The 17,957-nt window shown below is 69.7% G+C and carries 17 protein-coding genes and 1 riboswitch; of the genes, 13 read left to right on the forward strand and 4 right to left on the reverse strand.

From position 1 onward, the window contains the following. The first annotated feature begins 9 nt into the window (after positions 1-9). Together BST15_RS01365 and BST15_RS01370 are read left to right on the forward strand one after the other, a co-directional pair. The gene (locus BST15_RS01365; protein WP_046189912.1) at positions 10-297 is read left to right on the forward strand and encodes a GNAT family N-acetyltransferase; all 288 of its coding nucleotides are present in this window, start codon (positions 10-12) and stop codon (positions 295-297) included. 2 nt (positions 298-299) lie between these two features. Beyond that, positions 300-755: a carboxymuconolactone decarboxylase family protein gene (locus tag BST15_RS01370; RefSeq protein ID WP_046189911.1), complete on the forward strand. Its 456-nt coding sequence runs from the start codon at positions 300-302 to the stop codon at positions 753-755. Here the strand turns inward: BST15_RS01370 and yhjD are convergent. Both yhjD and trpS read right to left on the reverse strand, forming a co-directional pair. Next, a complete protein-coding gene (gene yhjD, locus BST15_RS01375) occupies positions 721-1,647 on the reverse strand; it encodes an inner membrane protein YhjD (RefSeq protein ID WP_046189910.1) in 927 nt (308 codons plus the stop codon). The two genes, BST15_RS01370 and yhjD, sit on opposite strands and share 35 nt — an antisense overlap. Beyond that, a complete protein-coding gene (gene trpS / locus BST15_RS01380) occupies positions 1,644-2,663 on the reverse strand; it encodes a tryptophan--tRNA ligase (protein ID WP_046189909.1) in 1,020 nt (339 codons plus the stop codon). Before trpS ends, yhjD begins: the two co-directional genes overlap by 4 nt. Here trpS and BST15_RS21170 point away from each other — a divergent pair. From BST15_RS21170 to cobM, 6 genes are all read left to right on the forward strand, one after another. Next, on the forward strand, positions 2,662-2,850 hold the full coding sequence (locus BST15_RS21170; protein WP_207572042.1) for a hypothetical protein: 189 nt from the start codon (positions 2,662-2,664) through the stop codon (positions 2,848-2,850). The two genes, trpS and BST15_RS21170, sit on opposite strands and share 2 nt — an antisense overlap. Further along, the gene (locus BST15_RS01385; RefSeq protein ID WP_046189908.1) at positions 2,847-3,506 is read left to right on the forward strand and encodes an enoyl-CoA hydratase-related protein; all 660 of its coding nucleotides are present in this window, start codon (positions 2,847-2,849) and stop codon (positions 3,504-3,506) included. The genes BST15_RS21170 and BST15_RS01385 overlap by 4 nt, the downstream gene beginning before the upstream one ends. 188 nt (positions 3,507-3,694) lie before the next feature. Next, positions 3,695-4,546 carry a nitrite reductase gene (locus BST15_RS01390; RefSeq protein ID WP_046189907.1) on the forward strand — a complete coding sequence of 284 codons (852 nt, stop codon included), beginning with the start codon at positions 3,695-3,697 and terminating at the stop codon, positions 4,544-4,546. Then, positions 4,543-5,208 carry a precorrin-8X methylmutase gene (locus tag BST15_RS01395; RefSeq protein WP_046189906.1) on the forward strand — a complete coding sequence of 222 codons (666 nt, stop codon included), beginning with the start codon at positions 4,543-4,545 and terminating at the stop codon, positions 5,206-5,208. The genes BST15_RS01390 and BST15_RS01395 overlap by 4 nt, the downstream gene beginning before the upstream one ends. Before the next feature lie 10 nt (positions 5,209-5,218). After that, a complete protein-coding gene (gene cobJ / locus BST15_RS01400; RefSeq protein ID WP_046189905.1) occupies positions 5,219-6,751 on the forward strand; it encodes a precorrin-3B C(17)-methyltransferase in 1,533 nt (510 codons plus the stop codon). Continuing rightward, a complete protein-coding gene (gene cobM / locus BST15_RS01405) occupies positions 6,739-7,509 on the forward strand; it encodes a precorrin-4 C(11)-methyltransferase (RefSeq protein WP_046189921.1) in 771 nt (256 codons plus the stop codon). The genes cobJ and cobM overlap by 13 nt, the downstream gene beginning before the upstream one ends. Here the strand turns inward: cobM and BST15_RS01410 are convergent. Next, positions 7,495-8,700: a bifunctional cobalt-precorrin-7 (C(5))-methyltransferase/cobalt-precorrin-6B (C(15))-methyltransferase gene (locus tag BST15_RS01410; protein ID WP_046189904.1), complete on the reverse strand. Its 1,206-nt coding sequence runs from the start codon at positions 8,698-8,700 to the stop codon at positions 7,495-7,497. The genes cobM and BST15_RS01410 overlap by 15 nt on opposite strands. Positions 8,701-8,702: 2 nt before the next feature. Further along, positions 8,703-9,500 (reverse strand): dienelactone hydrolase family protein, encoded by a 798-nt coding sequence (locus BST15_RS01415; RefSeq protein ID WP_046189903.1) that lies wholly within the window; start codon positions 9,498-9,500, stop codon positions 8,703-8,705. A gap of 44 nt (positions 9,501-9,544) precedes the next feature. Next, positions 9,545-9,671: riboswitch (cobalamin riboswitch) on the forward strand. A gap of 26 nt (positions 9,672-9,697) precedes the next feature. Here BST15_RS01415 and BST15_RS01420 point away from each other — a divergent pair. From BST15_RS01420 to BST15_RS01440, 5 genes are all read left to right on the forward strand, one after another. Then, positions 9,698-11,692, forward strand: a complete 1,995-nt coding sequence (locus BST15_RS01420; protein ID WP_046189902.1) for a VWA domain-containing protein — start codon at positions 9,698-9,700, stop codon at positions 11,690-11,692. Next, positions 11,692-12,306, forward strand: coding sequence for a cob(I)yrinic acid a,c-diamide adenosyltransferase (cobO, locus tag BST15_RS01425; RefSeq protein ID WP_046189901.1), 615 nt, complete (start codon positions 11,692-11,694; stop codon positions 12,304-12,306). Before BST15_RS01420 ends, cobO begins: the two co-directional genes overlap by 1 nt. 2 nt (positions 12,307-12,308) lie before the next feature. Then, positions 12,309-14,666 (forward strand): bifunctional hydrogenobyrinic acid a,c-diamide synthase/histidinol phosphate aminotransferase CobBC, encoded by a 2,358-nt coding sequence (locus tag BST15_RS01430; RefSeq protein ID WP_234708255.1) that lies wholly within the window; start codon positions 12,309-12,311, stop codon positions 14,664-14,666. Then, positions 14,663-15,592 carry a cobalamin biosynthesis protein CobD/CbiB gene (locus BST15_RS01435; protein ID WP_046189899.1) on the forward strand — a complete coding sequence of 310 codons (930 nt, stop codon included), beginning with the start codon at positions 14,663-14,665 and terminating at the stop codon, positions 15,590-15,592. The genes BST15_RS01430 and BST15_RS01435 overlap by 4 nt, the downstream gene beginning before the upstream one ends. A gap of 163 nt (positions 15,593-15,755) precedes the next feature. After that, positions 15,756-17,933, forward strand: coding sequence for a glutamine synthetase III family protein (locus tag BST15_RS01440; RefSeq protein ID WP_046189920.1), 2,178 nt, complete (start codon positions 15,756-15,758; stop codon positions 17,931-17,933). Positions 17,934-17,957: the final 24 nt, after the last annotated feature.

The raw sequence follows: 17,957 nt of genomic DNA on the forward strand, positions 1-17,957 counted from the left end.
GCTGCGGTGATGAGCGAACCGACCGTCACCCACGACAACCGGCAGTTCCAGATCACCGTCGACGGCGAACAGGCCGGGTTCGCCGACTACATCGAAGACGGCGATCAGCGGATCTTTCACCACACGGTGATCGACAAGGCGTTCGGCGGGCGCGGGCTGGCCAGCACGCTGATTCGCGCCGCGCTGGACGACACCCGCGCGGCCGGAAAGCGTGTGGTGCCGACCTGTTCGTTCGTCGAGGCGTACATCACCAAACACCCGGAGTACTCCGATCTCGTCGACCAGGGGACCGACTGATCATGACGCGTATCGCCCTCAACAAGCAGTCCACCTCGGTCCACCAGGCCTACCTCGACGCCGCGGCCGAGGTTCAGGCACGTGCCACAGACGCCGGTTTGTCCCCAACGGTCCTGGAGCTGGTCAATCTTCGGGTGTCACAGATCAATGGGTGCGCGTTCTGCCTGAACATGCACAGCAAAGCACTGCTGGAGGCCGGTGATACCGTGCAGCGGATCGCGGTGCTGCCGGCGTGGCGGGACACCCAGCTGTTCTCCGACACCGAACGGGCCGCCCTGGAGATTGCCGAGGCAGTCACCTGGATCTCCGAGGCGCACCTGGACGACGAGGAGTTCGGGCTGCTGCGCGAGCACCTCTCCGACGATCAGATTTCGCTGTTGGTCTGGGCGGCGATCACCATCAACGCGTTCAACCGGGTGTCGATCATGAGCCGGTTCCCGGTGCGGGCCGAGAAGTAGCCGCGTCGGTCGAGGTCGCCGCCCAGGCGGTGGCGAAAAGAATGAGCCGGGTGGTGACGTAGGCGAACACCAGCAGGCCCAGCACCGGTCCGAACACCGCCCCGGCCGGACCGTTGATCACCGACTGCAGGTACACCGATCCGGCTTGCTTGAACAGTTCGTACCCGACCGCGGCGATGGCACCGGCCTCCATCGCGCTGTCCAGGCTCACCGATTCCCTGGGCAACCGGGCGATCATCCAGGTGAACAGCAGCCATGACACTCCGGCCGCCATGGTCAGCGAAGCGACCCGCAGCAGCCCGCCCAACAACGTGAAGTCGGGAACCCCCATCCAGCGCAGCACATTGCGCATCAGCTTCGGGTCGGCCAGCGCCGTCAGTGCAATGGTGATCAGCATCGCCCCGAACGCCCACACCATCGCCAGCAGATCCGACAGCTTCGAGGAGACGAATCCCTGCTTCTCCGAACGGCTCTCCCACATCTCCGACAGTGCCTCGCGCAGGTTGGCCATCCAGGTCAGCCCCACCCAGCCGGCGGTCGCCAGTCCGATCACTCCCACCGAGGCACGGGAGGAGATCGCGCTGTCCATCAGGGTGACCAGCTCGGTACCGAACTCGCCGGGGATCGAGTGCTTGATCCGGCGCTCGATCTCATCGAGCACCTCGGGCCGGCGCGAGAGCAGGAAACCGCCAACGGAGAAGCCGACCATCGCCAGCGGGAAGAGCGCGAAGATGGTGTAGTAGCTCATCCCGGCCGCGAAGAAGTTGCCCTGGCGGTCGTCGTAGCGTTCCTGGGCCCGCACCACGTGATCGAGCCAGCCGTAGCGAGCGCGTAACCGGTCGATGATGCCCGGTTTCGAGGGTTCGGTCTGCTCGGCCACGGCCTTGTTCATCCCCGCGGCGGGAGGAATCCCACGTTGTCGTACACCCGCGCGAGCGTTGTCGCCGCCACCTCGCGGGCGCGGTGGGCGCCCTTGGCCAGCACCGCCTCCAGCTCGGCCTGGTCGGCGAGCAGTTCATCCACCCGCGCCTTGATCGGCGTGACGAATTCCGCGACGGCCTCGGCGGTCTCCTTTTTCAGGTCGCCGTAGCCGCGGCCGGCGTAGCCCGCCGCCAAGGCGCCCAGGTCCGCGCCGGTGACCGCGGCCTGAATCGTCAGCAGGTTCGACACCCCTGGCTTGGCTTCCGGGTCGAAACGGATCTCGCGGTCAGAGTCAGTGACCGCCGAGCGAATCTTCTTGGCGCTCTTCGCCGGATCGTCGAGCAGGCTGATCAGGCCGGCATCGGAGGCCGCCGATTTGCTCATTTTGGCCGTCGGGTCCTGCAAGTCGTAGATCTTTGCCGTGGCCTTGGGGATCATCGGCTCGGGTACGACGAAGGTACTGGGGAAACGGGCGTTGAAGCGCTGCGCGACGTCACGCGCCAGCTCCAGATGCTGGCGCTGATCTTCCCCGACCGGTACCACATCGGTGTCGTAGAGCAGGACGTCGGCGGCCATCAATACCGGGTAGGTGAACAGGCCCACCGTGGTGGAGTCGGTGCCCTGCTTCTGGGACTTGTCCTTGAACTGCGTCATCCGCGATGCCTGCCCGAACCCGGTGAAACAGCCGAGCACCCAAGCGAGTTCGGCGTGGGCGGGCACGTGGCTCTGCACGAAGACGGTGCTGCGCGCCGGGTCGATGCCCAGCGCCAGGTACTGGGCGGCCGTGACCAGGGTGCGGCGCCGCAGCGTCTCGGGGTCCTGCGGAACGGTGATCGCGTGCAGGTCGACGACGCAGAAGAAGGCCTCGTTGTCATCCTGCAGGGCCGTCCACTGCGCGACCGCACCCAGGGCGTTTCCGAGGTGGAGCGAGTCGGAGGTGGGCTGGGCGCCGGAGAATACGACGGGACGGGATCCGGGAGTGCTCATGATGACTCGATCCTGTCACGCCGTGGAGCACGGCGGCGCACCTGGTGGAAACGCCGGGACGCTGCCCACCGCTATCGTGCTTAACCGGAACCGATTGGGCAACGCCTGCGCCCGCAACCACCTGCAGGCGGCGGTCCGCGCCCTGCGGCCGGTCGGGCCACCCCCGAGAAAGGATCCACCGCTGTGAACCTCACCTATGACGACACGGTCGCCGTACTCGACCTCGGCGCCGACGAGAACCGATTCTCCCCGGACTTTCTCGACGAGATCAACGGCGTGCTCGACGAGGTGCTGGCCGCCAACGCCGCAGGCAAGGCCCACGGTTTGGTCACCACCGCGGGCGGCAAGTTCTACACCAATGGACTGGACCTGGACTGGCTGATGGCCAACGGCGATCGCACCGACTGGTACGTGGGGCGGGTGCACGCACTGCTGGCGCGGGTCCTGACCCTGCCCATCCCCACCGCTGCGGCGGTGGTCGGGCACGCTTTCGGGGCGGGCGCCATGCTGGCTCTGGCCCACGACTACCGCGTGATGCGCGCCGACCGGGGATTCTTCTGCCTGCCCGAGGTCGACATCCGGATTCCGTTCACCCCGGGCATGGCCGCCCTCATCCAGGCCAAGTTGACCCCACAGGCGCAGGTGGCGTCGATGACGACGGGTCGCCGGTTCGGCGGAGTGGACGCGCAGCGGTTCGGGATCGTGGACGACACCGCGGCCGAGGGAGCGGTGACCCCGGTGGCGACCGCCCTGCTGCGACCGCTGGCCGGCAAGGACCCGGGCACGTTGGGCGCCATCAAGGACACCATGTTCGGCCCGGCGGTGGCGGCGCTCGGCGGGTGACCCCACCAGCCCCCTGCGTCACCAGAGGGCGGGCGCATGGCGGTTGCCCGCCTCTGAGCGACAATTCAGTCCGTGCACGCCAAACCCGCCACCGGCAGCGCTGAGCTAACGGGTGTTGTCGCTCAAAGGCGGGCAACTCTTCTATGCCCTCCGCCGCGTGGCGGGTGCGACGAATGAGGACTTGACCGATGAGGACGAGGCCCGACCGGTGCCCAGGCGTGCTGCGCCCGTGGGTGGCCGACGACGGATTGCTGGTGCGGCTACGCCTGGTCGGTGGCCGGCTTCCGGCCGCCTCGCTGGCCCGGCTACTTGAGGTCAGTGCCGAGTTCGCCGACGGCTCGGTCTACCTGACCAAGCGGGCCAACCTGCAGCTGCGCGGGCTGGCCGATCACGGAGGTGAGCTTGCCCCCGACGCGGTGAGCGCTCTGGAGTCGACCGGGCTGGTGCCGTCGCGCAGCCACGAGCTGGTCCGCAACATCCTGGTGTCGCCCCAGACCGGCTCTGCCGGCGGGCGGGCCGACCTGCGCCCGGTGGCCGCACAGCTGGACGCACTGGTGTGTGCCGATCCACGCTTGGCCGCGCTGCCCGGGCGTTTCCTGTTCGTCCTCGACGACGGCCGCGGCGACCTGCTGGACCGCTCCACCGACGCCGGCCTGGTGGCGCTCAGCGACACGGCCGCCCAGCTGCGGATCGGTGAAGGCTGGGGCGCGGTGATCCCCATCGCGGAGTCCGCCGCCCGCCTTGCCGAGCTGGCGGTGGCGTTCCAGCAAGCCCGCGGTGCCCGCCCGGATGCGCCCTGGCATATCCGGGAACTCGCCGGGCCCCCGCCGTCCGTAGCGGCCGGAGCAGCCCCGGACCCCCGCATGCCGGCCCCGTCGGGTCCGTTACCGTTTGGCAGCGTGCCCGGCGGCACCCATGTGCGTGTGCCCGACGGCGTGCTCACCCCGGACCGCGGGCAAGCCCTGATGGAGCACGCCGAGCTGGTGGTGACGCCGTGGCACGGTGTGTTCATCCCGCAAGCCCAGGAGGCGAAACCGTGAGCAGGCCTACGCGCCCGTCTCGGCACTACGACTACATCGACGACGGTCCCGCCATCTACGTGGAATCGTTTGCGACCATCCGTCGGGAGTCCGACCTGTCGCACATCCCCGCGGGCGCCGAGCGGCTCGCGGTACGGATGATTCACGGCGCCGGCCAGACCGACGTCGCCCAGGACCTGCTGATCCACCCGGAAGCGGTACCGGCCGGGCGCGCCGCCCTCGACAACGGCGCACCCATCTTCTGCGATGCCCGCATGGTGGCCGTCGGGGTGACTGCCGGCCGACTGCCGGCCGGCAATGAGGTGCGCTGCCATCTGCGTGACGAGCGTGTGCCCGGGTTGGCGAAGGAATGGGGAACCACCCGCTCGGCCGCAGCCGTCTCCCTGTGGGGACCCGAGCTGGCCGGCGCCGTCGTCGCGATCGGCAACGCGCCCACCGCCCTGTTCCACCTGCTGGAGATGATCCTCGACGGCGGGCCGCGCCCGGCGGTGATCGTCGGCTGTCCGGTGGGCTTCATCGGTGCCGCCGAGTCCAAAGCCGCGCTGGCCGCGCTACACCACGATCACGGCGTAGACATCCCGTTTGTGACCGTGCGGGGAAGGCGGGGCGGTTCGGCGATCACCTCGTCGGCGCTGAACGCACTGGCATCGGACGCCGAATGAGGGGCACCGCATGACCGGCCGTTTTTATGGGGTGGGCCTGGGGCCCGGCGATCCCGAGCTGATCACCCTCAAGGCCGCCCGGATCATCGCCGAGGCCGACGTGGTGGCCTATCACGCGGGAGTCAACAAGTCCTCCTATGCCCGCACCATCGCCGCCGATCTGATCCGGCCCGGTGTCCTCGAAGAGGAGCTGCGCTACCCCGTCACCACCGGTGTCACCGACCACCCCGGCGGCTACGCCGGCGCGCTCGCCGACTTCTACGAGGCCTCCGCCGCGCGGCTGGCCGCCCACCTGGACGCTGGCCGCACAGTGGCGTTACTGACTGAGGGCGATCCCCTGTTCTACGGCTCGTTCATGTACATGCATGACCGGCTCTCGACCCGGTTCGCCACCGAGATCATTCCCGGGGTCCCGGCGTTCAGCGCCGCCACAGCCGCTCTCGGCATGCCGCTGGTACGCCAGACGGACGTGCTGACGGTGCTGCCGGGCACGCTGAGCGAGCACGAGCTGGCGATGCGGCTGGCCGACACCGACGGCGCCATCATCATGAAACTGGGCCGCACATTTCCGGCCGTGCGCCGGGCCCTGGCCGCGGCCGGACGGCTCGAGCACGCCTACTACGTCGAGCGCGCCAGCCATCCGCAACAACGCTGGATGCCGGTGGCCGACATCGACGAAGCGCAGGAGGCCGCCATTCCCTACCTGTCGTTGATCGTGGTCGACGGCGATTCCCGCAACGGGCAACGCTCACGCACCTCAGCCGAGCCGCAACCTGCTCAGGCCGCCGCGGCGGCTCAGCCCGCCGAACTGTTGGTGATCGGGCTGGGCCCGGGTCCCGAGGGGTGGCTGACCGCCGAGGCATCCGCGGCGCTGGCCACCGTCGACCACGTGGTGGGCTATGGCCCCTATGTCGCCCGGGTGCCGCAGCGCGAAGGGCTGCAACGCCACACCTCGGGCAACACCGTGGAGCTGGAGCGGGCCAGATTTGCGCTGGATCTGGCCGCCCGCGGCGAGAAGGTGGCCGTGGTGTCCGGTGGTGATGCCGGGGTGTTCGGGATGGCTGCCGCAGTGTTTGAGGCTGCCTCCGATCCGGCTACGGCCGAGCATTATCGGGACGTGTCGGTGCGGGTGCTGCCGGCGGTCTCGGCGGTGCAGGCGGTGGCCGCGGCGGCGGGCGCCCCGATCGGGGCGGACTTCGCGGTGCTGAGCCTGTCCGATCGACTCAAGCCGTGGGCGGTGATCGAGTCCCGGCTGCGCGCGATCGCCGAGGCCGATCTGGTGCTGGCGATCTACAACCCTGCCTCGCGCGCCCGGCCCGATCAGATCGCGGTCGCGCGCAAGGTGCTGTTGGAGCATCGAGACGCCCAGACCGTGGTGGTGGTGGGCCGCGATGTCGGACGGGAGTCCGAGGAACTCACCGTGACCACCCTGGGCGACCTGGACACCGACACCATCGACATGAAATGCCTTGTTCTGGTGGGTTCCTCGTCGACCCGGGCGACCCCGTCGGGAAGGGTGTGGACACCGAGATGGGTGCGGTAGCGGTCCAGTTCGTCGGCGCCGGCCCGGGCGCCGCGGATCTGCTGACGGTGCGCGCCACCCGACTGCTGGCCGCCGCCGACGTGGTGCTCTACCCCGGTAGCTACCTGGACCCGAAGGTGCTGGCGCACTGTTCACCGGAGGCCGAGCTGGTCGACACCGCCGATCTCGATCTGGATGGCATCATCGACCGGCTGGTCGCCACGCATCGGGCCGGGCGCGCCGTGGTGCGGTTGGTCTCCGGGGATCCGTCGCTGTACAGCGCGGTCTTCGAGCAGACCCGCCGCCTCGATGCCGCCGGGGTGGCGTGGGCGGTGACCCCCGGGGTGCCGGCCTACGCGGCGGCGGCCGCGGCCCTCGGCCGGGAGCTCACGGTGCCGCTCGTGGCGCAGTCGGTGGTGCTGACCCGCACTCAGGCTGCCTCCACCGCGATGCCACAGCGCGAAGCACTTCGGGCCTTCGCCGCGACCCAGGCGACACTGGTGTTGCACCTGGCGATCACCCGCATCCGCGAACTGATGGCGGAGCTGGCGCCCGAGTACGGCCCGGACTGCCCGGTGGCGGTGGTCTACCGCGCCTCGCAGCCGACCGAGCTGGTGTTGCGCGGCACGATCGCCGGAATCGCCGACGCCGTCGAGGCTGCGGGCCTGCGGTCGGCTGCGGTCATCCTGGTCGGCCGGGCGGTCGCGGATCTGCCGGATCCGTGCGGCGGCGAAAGCCATCTCTACGACCCGGGACGGGATCGCTCAGGGCCGGGCTAAAGCCCACTGGGTGACCGCCCGACCGGGTGTCCAGCCGGTGAAAGAGCCCAGCGGCGCGGCGTGTTCCACCTGGATGCGGGTCAGCTCGCCGCCGTGCTCGCGGTACGCGGCCAGCAGCAGCGTCTCGCTTTCCAGGGTGACGCCGTGGGCCACCAAGCGGCCGCCGGGCGCGAGGGCCGCCAGGACCGCATCCAGCACACCAGCTCGGCTCAACCCGCCGCCGATGAACACGGCGTCGGGCGCGGGCAGATCCGCCAGCGCCTGTGGGGCCGCGCCGCAGACCACCTGCAGTGCGGGCACCCCGAGGTTGCGGGCATTCTGCGAGACCCGTTGGGCCCGTGATTCATTCGCCTCGACGGCGACGGCACGGCAGGTCGGGTGAGCCCGCATCCATTCGATGCTCACCGAGCCGGCACCCGCGCCGACGTCCCACAGCAGTTGCCCGGGCGCTGGGGCGAGTCGGGCCAGGGCGGCCGCCCGTTGGTCGCGTTTGGTGAGCTGGCCGTCGTGGTCATAGGCGTCGTCGGGCAGCCCGGCCACCCAGCCGGCGGTGAGCGGGCCGGCCAGATCCAGTGCCACGATGTTGAGCCGCGGGACGGGGCCGGTGTACGTCGCCGCGGTGGTGTCCAGCCGGAATTCGGCCGCACCCCCGAGATCCCCCAGGACCGTCATGCGACTTGCCCCGTAGCCACGGTCGGCCAGCAGATCGGCCAACTGTTGCGGCGTGCCCTCATCGGAGGAGAGCACCAGCACCCGCCGCTGGGGCGCCAGCTCACGCAGCACCGCGTGCACGTCGCGACCGACCACGCTGACCACCGCGGCGGCTTCGGCGGGCCAGCCCAGCCGAGCACGGGCCAGAGCCACCGACGAGACCGCCGGCACCACCGTCACCCGTTCGCTACCGAACAGCCCGAGCAGCGTGGTGCCGATGCCGCTGAGCAGGGGGTCACCCGATGCCAGCGCCACGACCCGCTGGCCCGCCAGATCGTCGAACAGGGCAGGCAGGCCGGCGTGCAGCGGAGTCGGCCATCGGAGCCGTCGCTGACCGTCGGCGTGCGGCAGCAGGGCCAGCTGGCGGGGCGCGCCGAGCACGACCTCGGCCGCCAGCACGATCTCGCGAGCCGGCTCGGCCAGGCCGGCCCAGCCGTCGGCCCCGATCCCGACGACGGCGATACGTTCGGCGACGGGCACCGCTACGTCAGGCGTTCGGTCAGGAACTGCACCACCCGTTTGCGCGCCTCGTAGGCCGGGTGGCCGTCGACTTCGCGGACCTGGTCGGTGAGCACCGAGTGCGCCATCCGCGACAGACCGTGCGGGTTGCCCGACGACGAGTCGATCTCGATCACCTCGAAGGCGTCCCCGAGCCGGGCCTTGAGCGTCGCGAAGCGGTCACCGGGTGCCATCTTGTCCTCACTGAACCGCAGACCCAGCGCGCACAGGCCTTCTCCTGCGGCCCGGTCGGCGACGATGCCCAGCTCCACCTCCGAGAGGCCGGGGTCGCGACGCTGCTTCGGCGTGAGCGGGATCGGCACGGACGGCTGGCTGAGCACCGGGGCCAGCACGGCATCGTCGACGGCCGCGGCCAGGGCGAAGCCGCCGGTGAAGCACTGACCGATCACCCCGACTCCCTTTCCGGGGGTCTTCTCGTTGAGGTCACGCGCCAGCGCCCGCAGGAACTGGGTGACCGGCCGCTGCTTGTCGGTGGCGAACGCGGCGAACTCGCGCGTCACGCAGGCACGGGCGATGGTCGCCACTGCGTAGCCGGGGGTGATCGCCTTGCCGGGCTGGCCGAACAGTGAGGGAATGGCGACGGTGAAACCGTTGTCCACCAAGTGATTTCCCAGTGCCAGCACGCCGGGGTGCGCGCCGGGGATCTCGGGAATCAACACCACCCCGGGGCCCTGGCCCTTGCGGTATACGTCGTGGGTGAACTCGCCGCTGGTGAACGGCTCGGCGATCCATCCGGTCAAGTCTGCTTCGGGTGCACTCACTGGTCTGGTGCCCTTTCTCTCGGTCGGGGCCAAAGGCCCCGGGTGTTAGGGTATCGGCGCGAAGTGCCAGGGAAGTCGGTGTGAGTCCGACACAGGCCCGCTACGGTGTTCCGCGGCGCATTCCGATGCGCCCCGGTCAGTCCGAATACCGGCTTCGCGTCGCCAACGCAGGTGTTGGCCACACGAGCGGAGCCTCAATGCAACAGCTGTACCCCTTTCCTGCCGTCCTCGGTGCGGACCCGGACGATCCGGCCGGCCTCGACGATATGGCGCTGGCGCTTGTCCTGAGCACGATCTCCCCCGGTATCGGCGGCGTGCTGATCCGCGGCGAGAAGGGCACCGCCAAGTCGACGCTGGTCCGGGCGCTGGCCCAGGTGCTGCCGCCGATCGACGTGGTGGCCGGTGACCGGTTCTCTTCGGATCCCACTGAGCCGAATCCCCTGTCGCCCGACGGCCCGTTTCCCAGCGGCACCCCGGTGCAGACCCGCCCGGTTCGCCTGGTGGAGCTGCCGGTCGGTGCCACCGAGGACCGGGTGGTGGGCTCCATCCACCTGGAGCGAGCGCTCGGCGGTGGCACCGTGGAATTCGAGCCCGGACTGCTGGCCCGCGCCAACCGCGGAATTCTCTACGTCGACGAGGTCAACCTGCTGGCAGACCATCTGGTGGACCTGCTGCTGGATGCCGCCGCGATGGGGCGCCTCACTGTGGAGCGCGACTCGATCTCGGTGACCCACGCGGCACGTTTCGTGATCGTCGGGACCATGAACCCCGAAGAAGGCGAACTGCGTCCGCAACTGCTCGATCGCTTCGGACTGACCGTCGAGGTCTGCGCTCCGCGCGATCCGGTCCTGCGGGCCGAAGCGGTGCGCCGGCGGCTGGCCTTCGACGCCGATCCGGCCGGTTTCGCCGCGACCTACGCGGCGGCCGAAGAGCGGGTGCGGTCCCGGATCCGGCAGGCCCAACAGCTGCTGCCGCAGGTGGCGCTCACCGACGCCGTATTGGTGAAGATCGGTGAGATCTGCGCGGCACTGGACGTCGACGGTCTGCGCGGCGACATCGTCTGTGCCCGCACCGCGGTCGCGCATGCGGCGTGGCAGGGGCGTGATGCGGTGACGCTGGAGGATCTGCGGGTGGCGGCCAGGCTGGCCCTGCCGCATCGGCGCAGGCGCAAGCCCTTCGATGCCCCGGGGCTGGACGAGTCCGAGCTCGACGAGTTGCTGCCGCCGGACAGCGGCCCCGAGCCGGATCCCGATCCAGATCCCGACCCCGATCCGGACGGTCCGCAGCCCGAGGGGCCACCCGAGGGCGGGCACGTCCCGCCCGGGCCGGATCAGTCCGGCACGCCCCAGTCGACACCCGGCTCTACCTCGACGGTGGGCGCCGACTCCCCTTACCGGGCAAGGCTTTTCTCGGTAGCCGGTGTGGGCCAGGGACGCTCCGGACGGCGCAGCAGGGCGCGCACCCGTTCCGGACGCCGGGTAGGTGCCACCGCGGGCGCCGGCACGGGTGGCCTGCACCTGTTCGAGACGCTGTGTGCCGCCGCACCGCATCAGGGCGCCCGGGGCCGCGACCAGGGTCCGATGATTCTGGCGGCCGGCGACCTGCGGCGAGCGGTCCGCGAGGGCCGCGAGGCCAACCTGGTGCTGTTCGTGGTCGACACCTCCGGTTCGATGGCCGCCGCCGAGCGGATGCGCCACGTCAAGACCGCGATCGTGTCTTTGCTGTTGGACGCCTACCGGCGCCGCGACCGGGTGGCCGTGGTGACCTTCCGCGATACCCGGGCGGAGTTGGTGTTGCCCGCCACCGGGTCGGTGGAGGTGGCCGCCGTCCGGCTGGACGAGTTGCCCGCCGGTGGCCGCACTCCCCTGGCCGAGGGGCTACTGGAGGCCACCGAGCTGATACGCCGGGAACGCCTGCGCGAACCGGCCTGCCGCCCACTGCTGGTGGTGCTCACAGACGGCCGGGCCACTTCCGGACCCGACCCGGTTAAGCGATCCCTGCTGGCCGCCGACAACATTGCCCGACAAGGCTTTTCGTCGGTGGTGGTGGATTGCGAGAGCGGCCGGATGCGGCTCGGGCTGGCCCGCACCCTGGCCGAGCGCCTGCGGGCCGAATACGTCCCCCTGCCCCAGGTGAGCGCCGAGGCACTGACCGGCGTCGTACGCGACGCCACCGGAAGAGGAGCCGCCTGATGCCGCAGGGACAACCGTTGACGGTGCCCGACGACAACCTGACCACCCGCCAGCGCCGCAACCGGCCGCTGCTGATGGTGCACACCGGTGACGGCAAGGGGAAGTCAACGGCCGCCTTCGGCTTGGCGCTGCGCGGCTGGAATCAGGGCTTTGACATCGGCGTTTTCCAGTTCGTCAAGTCGGCGAAATGGCGGGTCGGCGAACAGAGCGTGCTGGAGCGCCTGGGAACACTGCACGCCGAGACCGGTGAGGGCGGCCCGGTGCAGTGGCACAAGATGGGGTCGGGCTGGTCATGGAGCCGCAAGGCCGGCGGCGTGGAGGATCACGCCGGCGACGCGGCCGAGGGTTGGGCGCAGATCAAGGAACGACTGGCGGCGCAGACCCATGATCTCTACATCCTGGACGAGTTCACCTATCCGATGGGCTGGGGATGGGTGGACGTCGACGACGTCGTGGAGACGTTGGCCAACCGTCCGGGCCATCAGCACGTCGTCATCACCGGCAGGCGTGCAGACCCGAGGCTGATCGAGATCGCCGATCTGGTCACCGAGATGGGCAACATCAAGCATCCGATGGACGCCGGCCAGAAGGGCCAGCGCGGCATCGAATGGTGAGCGTGGTGGGCGCCTCCCTGCCCCGTCTGGTCGTCGCTGCGCCCGCATCCGGGCATGGCAAGACCACGGTGGCGGTCGGGCTGATGGCCGCGCTGTTCGCCCGCGGCATGCAGGTCAGCGGCCACAAGGTCGGCCCGGACTACATCGACCCCGGCTATCACGCGCTGGCCACCGGACGGCCGGCCCGCAACCTGGATCCCTACCTGGTGGGGCCGCAGCGCGTCGTGCCCTTGTTGCTGCACGGTGCGGCGGGCGCGGATGTCGCGGTGATCGAAGGCGTCATGGGGCTCTTCGACGGGCGCCTGGGCACCGGCGGCGAGGCCTCCACCGCCCATGTCGCTGCGCTGACGGCCACGCCGGTGGTGCTGGTGGTCGACATCTCGCACGCCTCGCGGACGCATGCGGCGGTAGTGGCCGGCCTGGCGGGCTTCGATCCGGCGGTCCACGTCGCCGGGGTGGTGCTGAACAAGGCCGGCAGCGCTCGACACGCCGAAGAAGTGGTTGCCGCGTTGCGCCCCAGCGGCATTCCGGTGCTCGGGGTGCTGCCGCGCGACACAGCAGTTCACACGCCGTCGCGGCATCTGGGCCTGGTGCCGGCGGCCGAGCGCGACGAGTCGGCCGTCATGATCACTCGGCTGGCCGAGCTGATGCGGCAGTGTGTGGATCTGGACACGCTGCTGGAACTGGCAGGGCGGGCTCCGGGTTTGGCCGGCAGCGCCTGGGACCCCACGGCCCAGATCACTGCCGCGTCGGGGCGCCGGCCGGTGGTGGCCGTCGCTGCCGGGCGGGCGTTCACGTTCGGCTACACCGAGACGTTCGAGCTGCTGCGCGCCGCCGGGTGCGAGGTGGTGAGCTTCGATCCACTCACCGACACTGCGCTGCCGGCCGGCACCGCGGGCATCTACCTGGGGGGCGGGTTCCCCGAGGTCTACGCCGAGCACCTCGGCGCCAATACCGCGCTGCTGGGTGCGCTGCGGGCCGCGATCGCGGCGGGAGTGCCGACCGTCGCCGAGTGTGGCGGGCTGGCCTACCTGTGCCGCCGCGTGGGTGACGACGCCGGCGTCGGGGCCGTGCCGGGCTGTGCGGCGATGACCCCGGGTCTGACGCTGGGCTACCGAGCGGCCACCGCGACAGTCGACAACCTGCTGGCGCGAGCCGGCGATCAGATCACCGGCCACGAATTCCACCGCACACAGGTCACTTTCGATCGTGCGGTCGAGGCGGCCTGGCAGCTTCCCGGCGGGCCGGACGGCTACGCCTCGGCGAGCCTGCATGCCTCCTACCTGCACACGCATTGGGCCGGGCACCCCACGCTGGCGCAGCGTTTCGCCGAGGCGGTGCACGGCTTCAGCGGGCCCGATCTGCACCATCACGGCGATGTCGAGGCGGCGCCGGGGCTGCTCGACTTCGCGGTCAACGTCTACGCCGGACCACGCCCGGACTGGCTCGAGCACGCCCTGCACGCCTCGCTCGACGATGCCGCGGCGTACCCGCAGACATCGGCCGCGCGCACCGCGTTGGCCGCCCGCCATGGTGTCACCGCCGCACAGGTACTGCCCACCGCCGGAGCCTCGGAGGCCTTCGACCTGGTGGCCCGCATGCGCCCGTGGCGTCACCCCGTGATGGTGCACCCGCAGTACACCGGCCCCCACGCCGCCTTGACCACCGCCGGTCACACCGTCACCACGGTGCTGTGCCGGGCCGAGGACGGCTTCACGCTGCACCCCGACGCGGTGCCCGAAGATGCCGACCTGGTGATCGTGGGCAATCCGACCAATCCCACCGGGGTGCTGCATCCGGCGCAGACGCTGCGCCGACTGCTGCGCCCGGGCCGGGTGGTGCTGATCGATGAGGCGTTCCTCGACGCGATCCCCGGTGAACCGGAAACCCTCTCTGCGGAGCCTCACCCGGGGTTGCTGGTGAGCCGGAGCCTGACCAAGCACTGGTCGATCCCCGGGGTTCGCGCGGGGTACCTGCTCGGCGATCCGGCCCTGCTGGCCGAAGCGGCACGACTGCAGATCCCCTGGTCGGTGTCCGCTTCGGCGCTGGCCGCCATGCGGGTGTGTTCCGATGAGCGGGCAGCGCACGAAAGTGGCCGCCGGGCAAGGCAGTTGGCGTCCTGGCGGGCGCACGTGGATGCGGGGCTTGCCGCTCGCGGGGTGCCGTTCGTCGAAGGTCAGGCCCCCTTCGTCCTGGCCCAGGTGGGTCGCGGGGTGCATGCGACGTTGCGCGACAACGGTATTGCCGTGCGGCGCGCGGACACCTTTCCCGGGCTGGACGACAGTTGGGTGCGGATCGCGGTTCGCCCACCGGACTTCACCGATCGGCTGCTGGCCGGGCTCGACCGGACACGGCGGTGAGCGTGCCACGGGCCCTGGGCCTGGCGCTGGGTTATGCCGCCGACCGCGCCTGGGGCGATCCGCGGCGGCTGCATCCGGTCGCCGGATTCGGGACCTGCGCGCTGGAGTTGGAGCGGCGGATCTACCACGACGATCGGGCCCGCGGGGTGGCCCACGTGCTGATCCTGGTCGGCGGTGCCGCCGGTATGGCGTATGCGGCCGAACATGCGGCCCGAACGCCCTGGGCCCGCACGGCACTGACGGCCGCCGTGACCTGGGCGGTACTCGGCGGACGATCGCTCGAGCGTGAAGCCGATGCCGTACATGCCTTCCTGGCCGACGGGGACCTGGATTCCGCGCGGACGCGGGTACGCAATCTGGTCGGTCGTGACACGACCGCACTGGAACCCGGCGAGATCGCCCGGGCGGTGGTCGAATCGGTGGCGGAGAATACCTCCGACGCAGTGGTGGCCTCGTTGGTGTGGGGCGCGGTAGGCGGCGTCACGGGTCTGGTCGCCCACCGCACCGCCAACACGCTGGACGCCATGATCGGCCACCGCAACGCCCGCTACGACCGGTTCGGCTGGGCGGCTGCCCGCCTGGACGACCTGCTCGGATTGCCTGCTTCCCGGCTCAGCGGCGTCTTGGCGGCCGCGCTGGGCCCTGATCCCGGCGGCGCGCTGCGGGCGTGGCGCCGCGATGCACGCCGGCATCCCAGTCCCAATGCCGGGGTGGTCGAGGCATCGTTTGCCGGGGCGCTGGGCCTGCAGCTCGGCGGGGTGAACACCTACTACGGGAATCGGCGTGAGGATCGGGCGCGGATGGGACGCGGGCGAGCGCCCATGCCGTCGGATATTCCGCGGACGACGCGGCTGGCCCAGCGGGTGGGCGCCGGCGCCCTGCTCACTGCGGTGATGTGGTGTCTGGCCGGCGGGTTGCGGCGGTAAAAGGACTGGTTGCCCCCGCAGTGACCAGGTCTGCCGATAACCATCAATGAATTGACGATTGTGCCAATCCGCGAATTGCGCCCGTGACATTGCCGTAACAGCTCCGCCATCAAACCTTCCTATGGTGAAGCAACTCACGGCCAGTGAAACGGAAGGAAGTCCATTGAGTGGAAACGCCACCCGCTTGCAGGCGATTGCGCAAGTCGAGGCCCAAGTGCCCCCCGCTATCAGCTTTGACCCTGCAGAGGCCCCGGGTGAGATCTTCGGCGCCAACGTGTTCACCAAGGCGGAGATGCGCTCCCGACTCCCTAAGGCGACCTACAAATCGGTGGTAGCGACCATCGAAAAGGGCGCCAAGCTGGATCCGACGGTGGCCGACGCGGTTGCCGCTGTGATGAAGGACTGGGCGATGGAGAAGGGCGCGACCCACTACGCGCACGTCTTCTACCCGATGACCGGGCTGACCGCAGAGAAGCACGACAGCTTCCTCGAGCCGGTTTCGGACGGACAGGCGCTGGCTGAGTTCGCCGGAAAGACCCTGACCCAGGGCGAGCCTGACGCATCCAGCTTCCCGTCCGGAGGCCTGCGCTCGACGTTCGAGGCCCGCGGCTACACCGGGTGGGACGTGACCAGCCCCGCCTACATTCTGGAGAACCCCAACGGCAACACCCTGTGCATCCCCACGGTGTTCGTGTCGATGACCGGTGAGGCTCTGGACTACAAGACTCCCCTGCTGCGCAGCCAACAGGCCATGGGTGTGCACGCCGAGCGCATTCTGAAACTCTTCGGGCACAAAGACCTGGAGAAGGTGGTTTCGTTCTGCGGCCCCGAGCAGGAGTACTTCCTGGTCGACCGGCACTTCTTCCTGGCTCGGCCCGACTTGATCAACGCCGGACGCACCCTGTTCGGCGCCAAGCCACCCAAGGGGCAGGAGTTCGATGACCACTACTTCGGGGCGATCCCCGAGCGGGTGCTGGGCTTCATGATGGACACCGAGCGGGAGCTGTTCAAGCTCGGCATTCCGGCCAAGACTCGCCACAACGAGGTTGCCCCGGCTCAGTTCGAGGTGGCCCCGATGTTCGAGCGGGCCAACATCGCCTCAGACCACCAGCAGTTGCTGATGACCGTGTTCAAGACCATCGCCAAGAAGCACGGCATGGAATGCCTGTTCCACGAGAAGCCCTTCGCGGGGGTGAATGGCTCCGGAAAGCACGTCAACTTCTCGGTGGGCAATGCCGAATTGGGTTCGCTGCTGGTGCCGGGTGACACTCCGCACGAGAACGCCCAGTTCCTGGTGTTCTGCGCGGCGGTCATCCGCGCCGTGCACAAGTTCGGCGGGCTGTTGCGTGTTTCGGTGGCCTCGGCCACCAACGACCACCGGCTGGGCGCCAATGAGGCGCCGCCGGCGATCATCTCGATCTTCCTCGGCGATCAGCTCGCGGATGTCTTCGAGCAGATCGCCAAGGGCGCTGCGACGTCCTCCAAAGGCAAAGGCAGCATGATCATCGGCGTCGACACGCTGCCGGAGCTGCCCACCGACCCGGGCGACCGCAACCGCACCAGCCCCTTTGCCTTTACCGGCAACCGATTCGAGTTCCGGGCACCCGGCTCCGGTCAGACCGTCGCCGTCCCGATGATCGTCCTGAACACCATCATGGCCGACTCGTTCGACTACATGGCCACCATCCTGGAGAAGGCGGTGGCCGATGGCGAAGAGTTCGACACCGCAGTGCAGAAGCTGCTGACGGACGTCATCACCGAACACGGGGCGGTGGTCTTCAACGGTGACGGTTACTCGGAGAACTGGCAGGCCGAGGCCGCCACGCGCGGGCTGCTGAACCTCAAGACCACGTTGGACGCCATCCCGGAGCTGATCAAGCCCGAGGCGGTAGAGGTCTTCGAGAAGTACGGCGTGTTCAACGAGCGCGAACTGCACAGCCGCTACGAGGTGCGGCTGGAACAGTACGCGCTGACCATCGGGGTGGAGGCCAAGCTCGCTTTGGAGCTCGGCTCAACCACCATCCTGCCGGCCGCGATCCGCTACCAAACCGAGCTCGCGCAGAACGTCGCGGCATTGACCGCAGCCGGTGTGACACCGAGTCTGACGCTTCTGCAGAACATCTCGGAGCCGATCAGCGCGCTCATCGAGGCCCTGGACACCTTGAAGAAGGCGCTGTCAGATCACTCGGCGCAGTCCGCGCTCGATGAGGCCAAGCACGCCCAAGAGGCGCTGTTGCCGGCCATGGATGCCGTCCGGGCCGCCGCCGACCAGTTGGAGGGTGTGGTGGCCGATGACCTGTGGCCGCTGCCGACCTATCAGGAGATGCTCTACATCCTCTGATTCAGCGGGGAATGGTCAGATTCT

The sequence above is a fragment of the Mycolicibacter arupensis genome, from assembly GCF_002086515.1.
Lineage (GTDB): Bacteria > Actinomycetota > Actinomycetes > Mycobacteriales > Mycobacteriaceae > Mycobacterium > Mycobacterium arupense.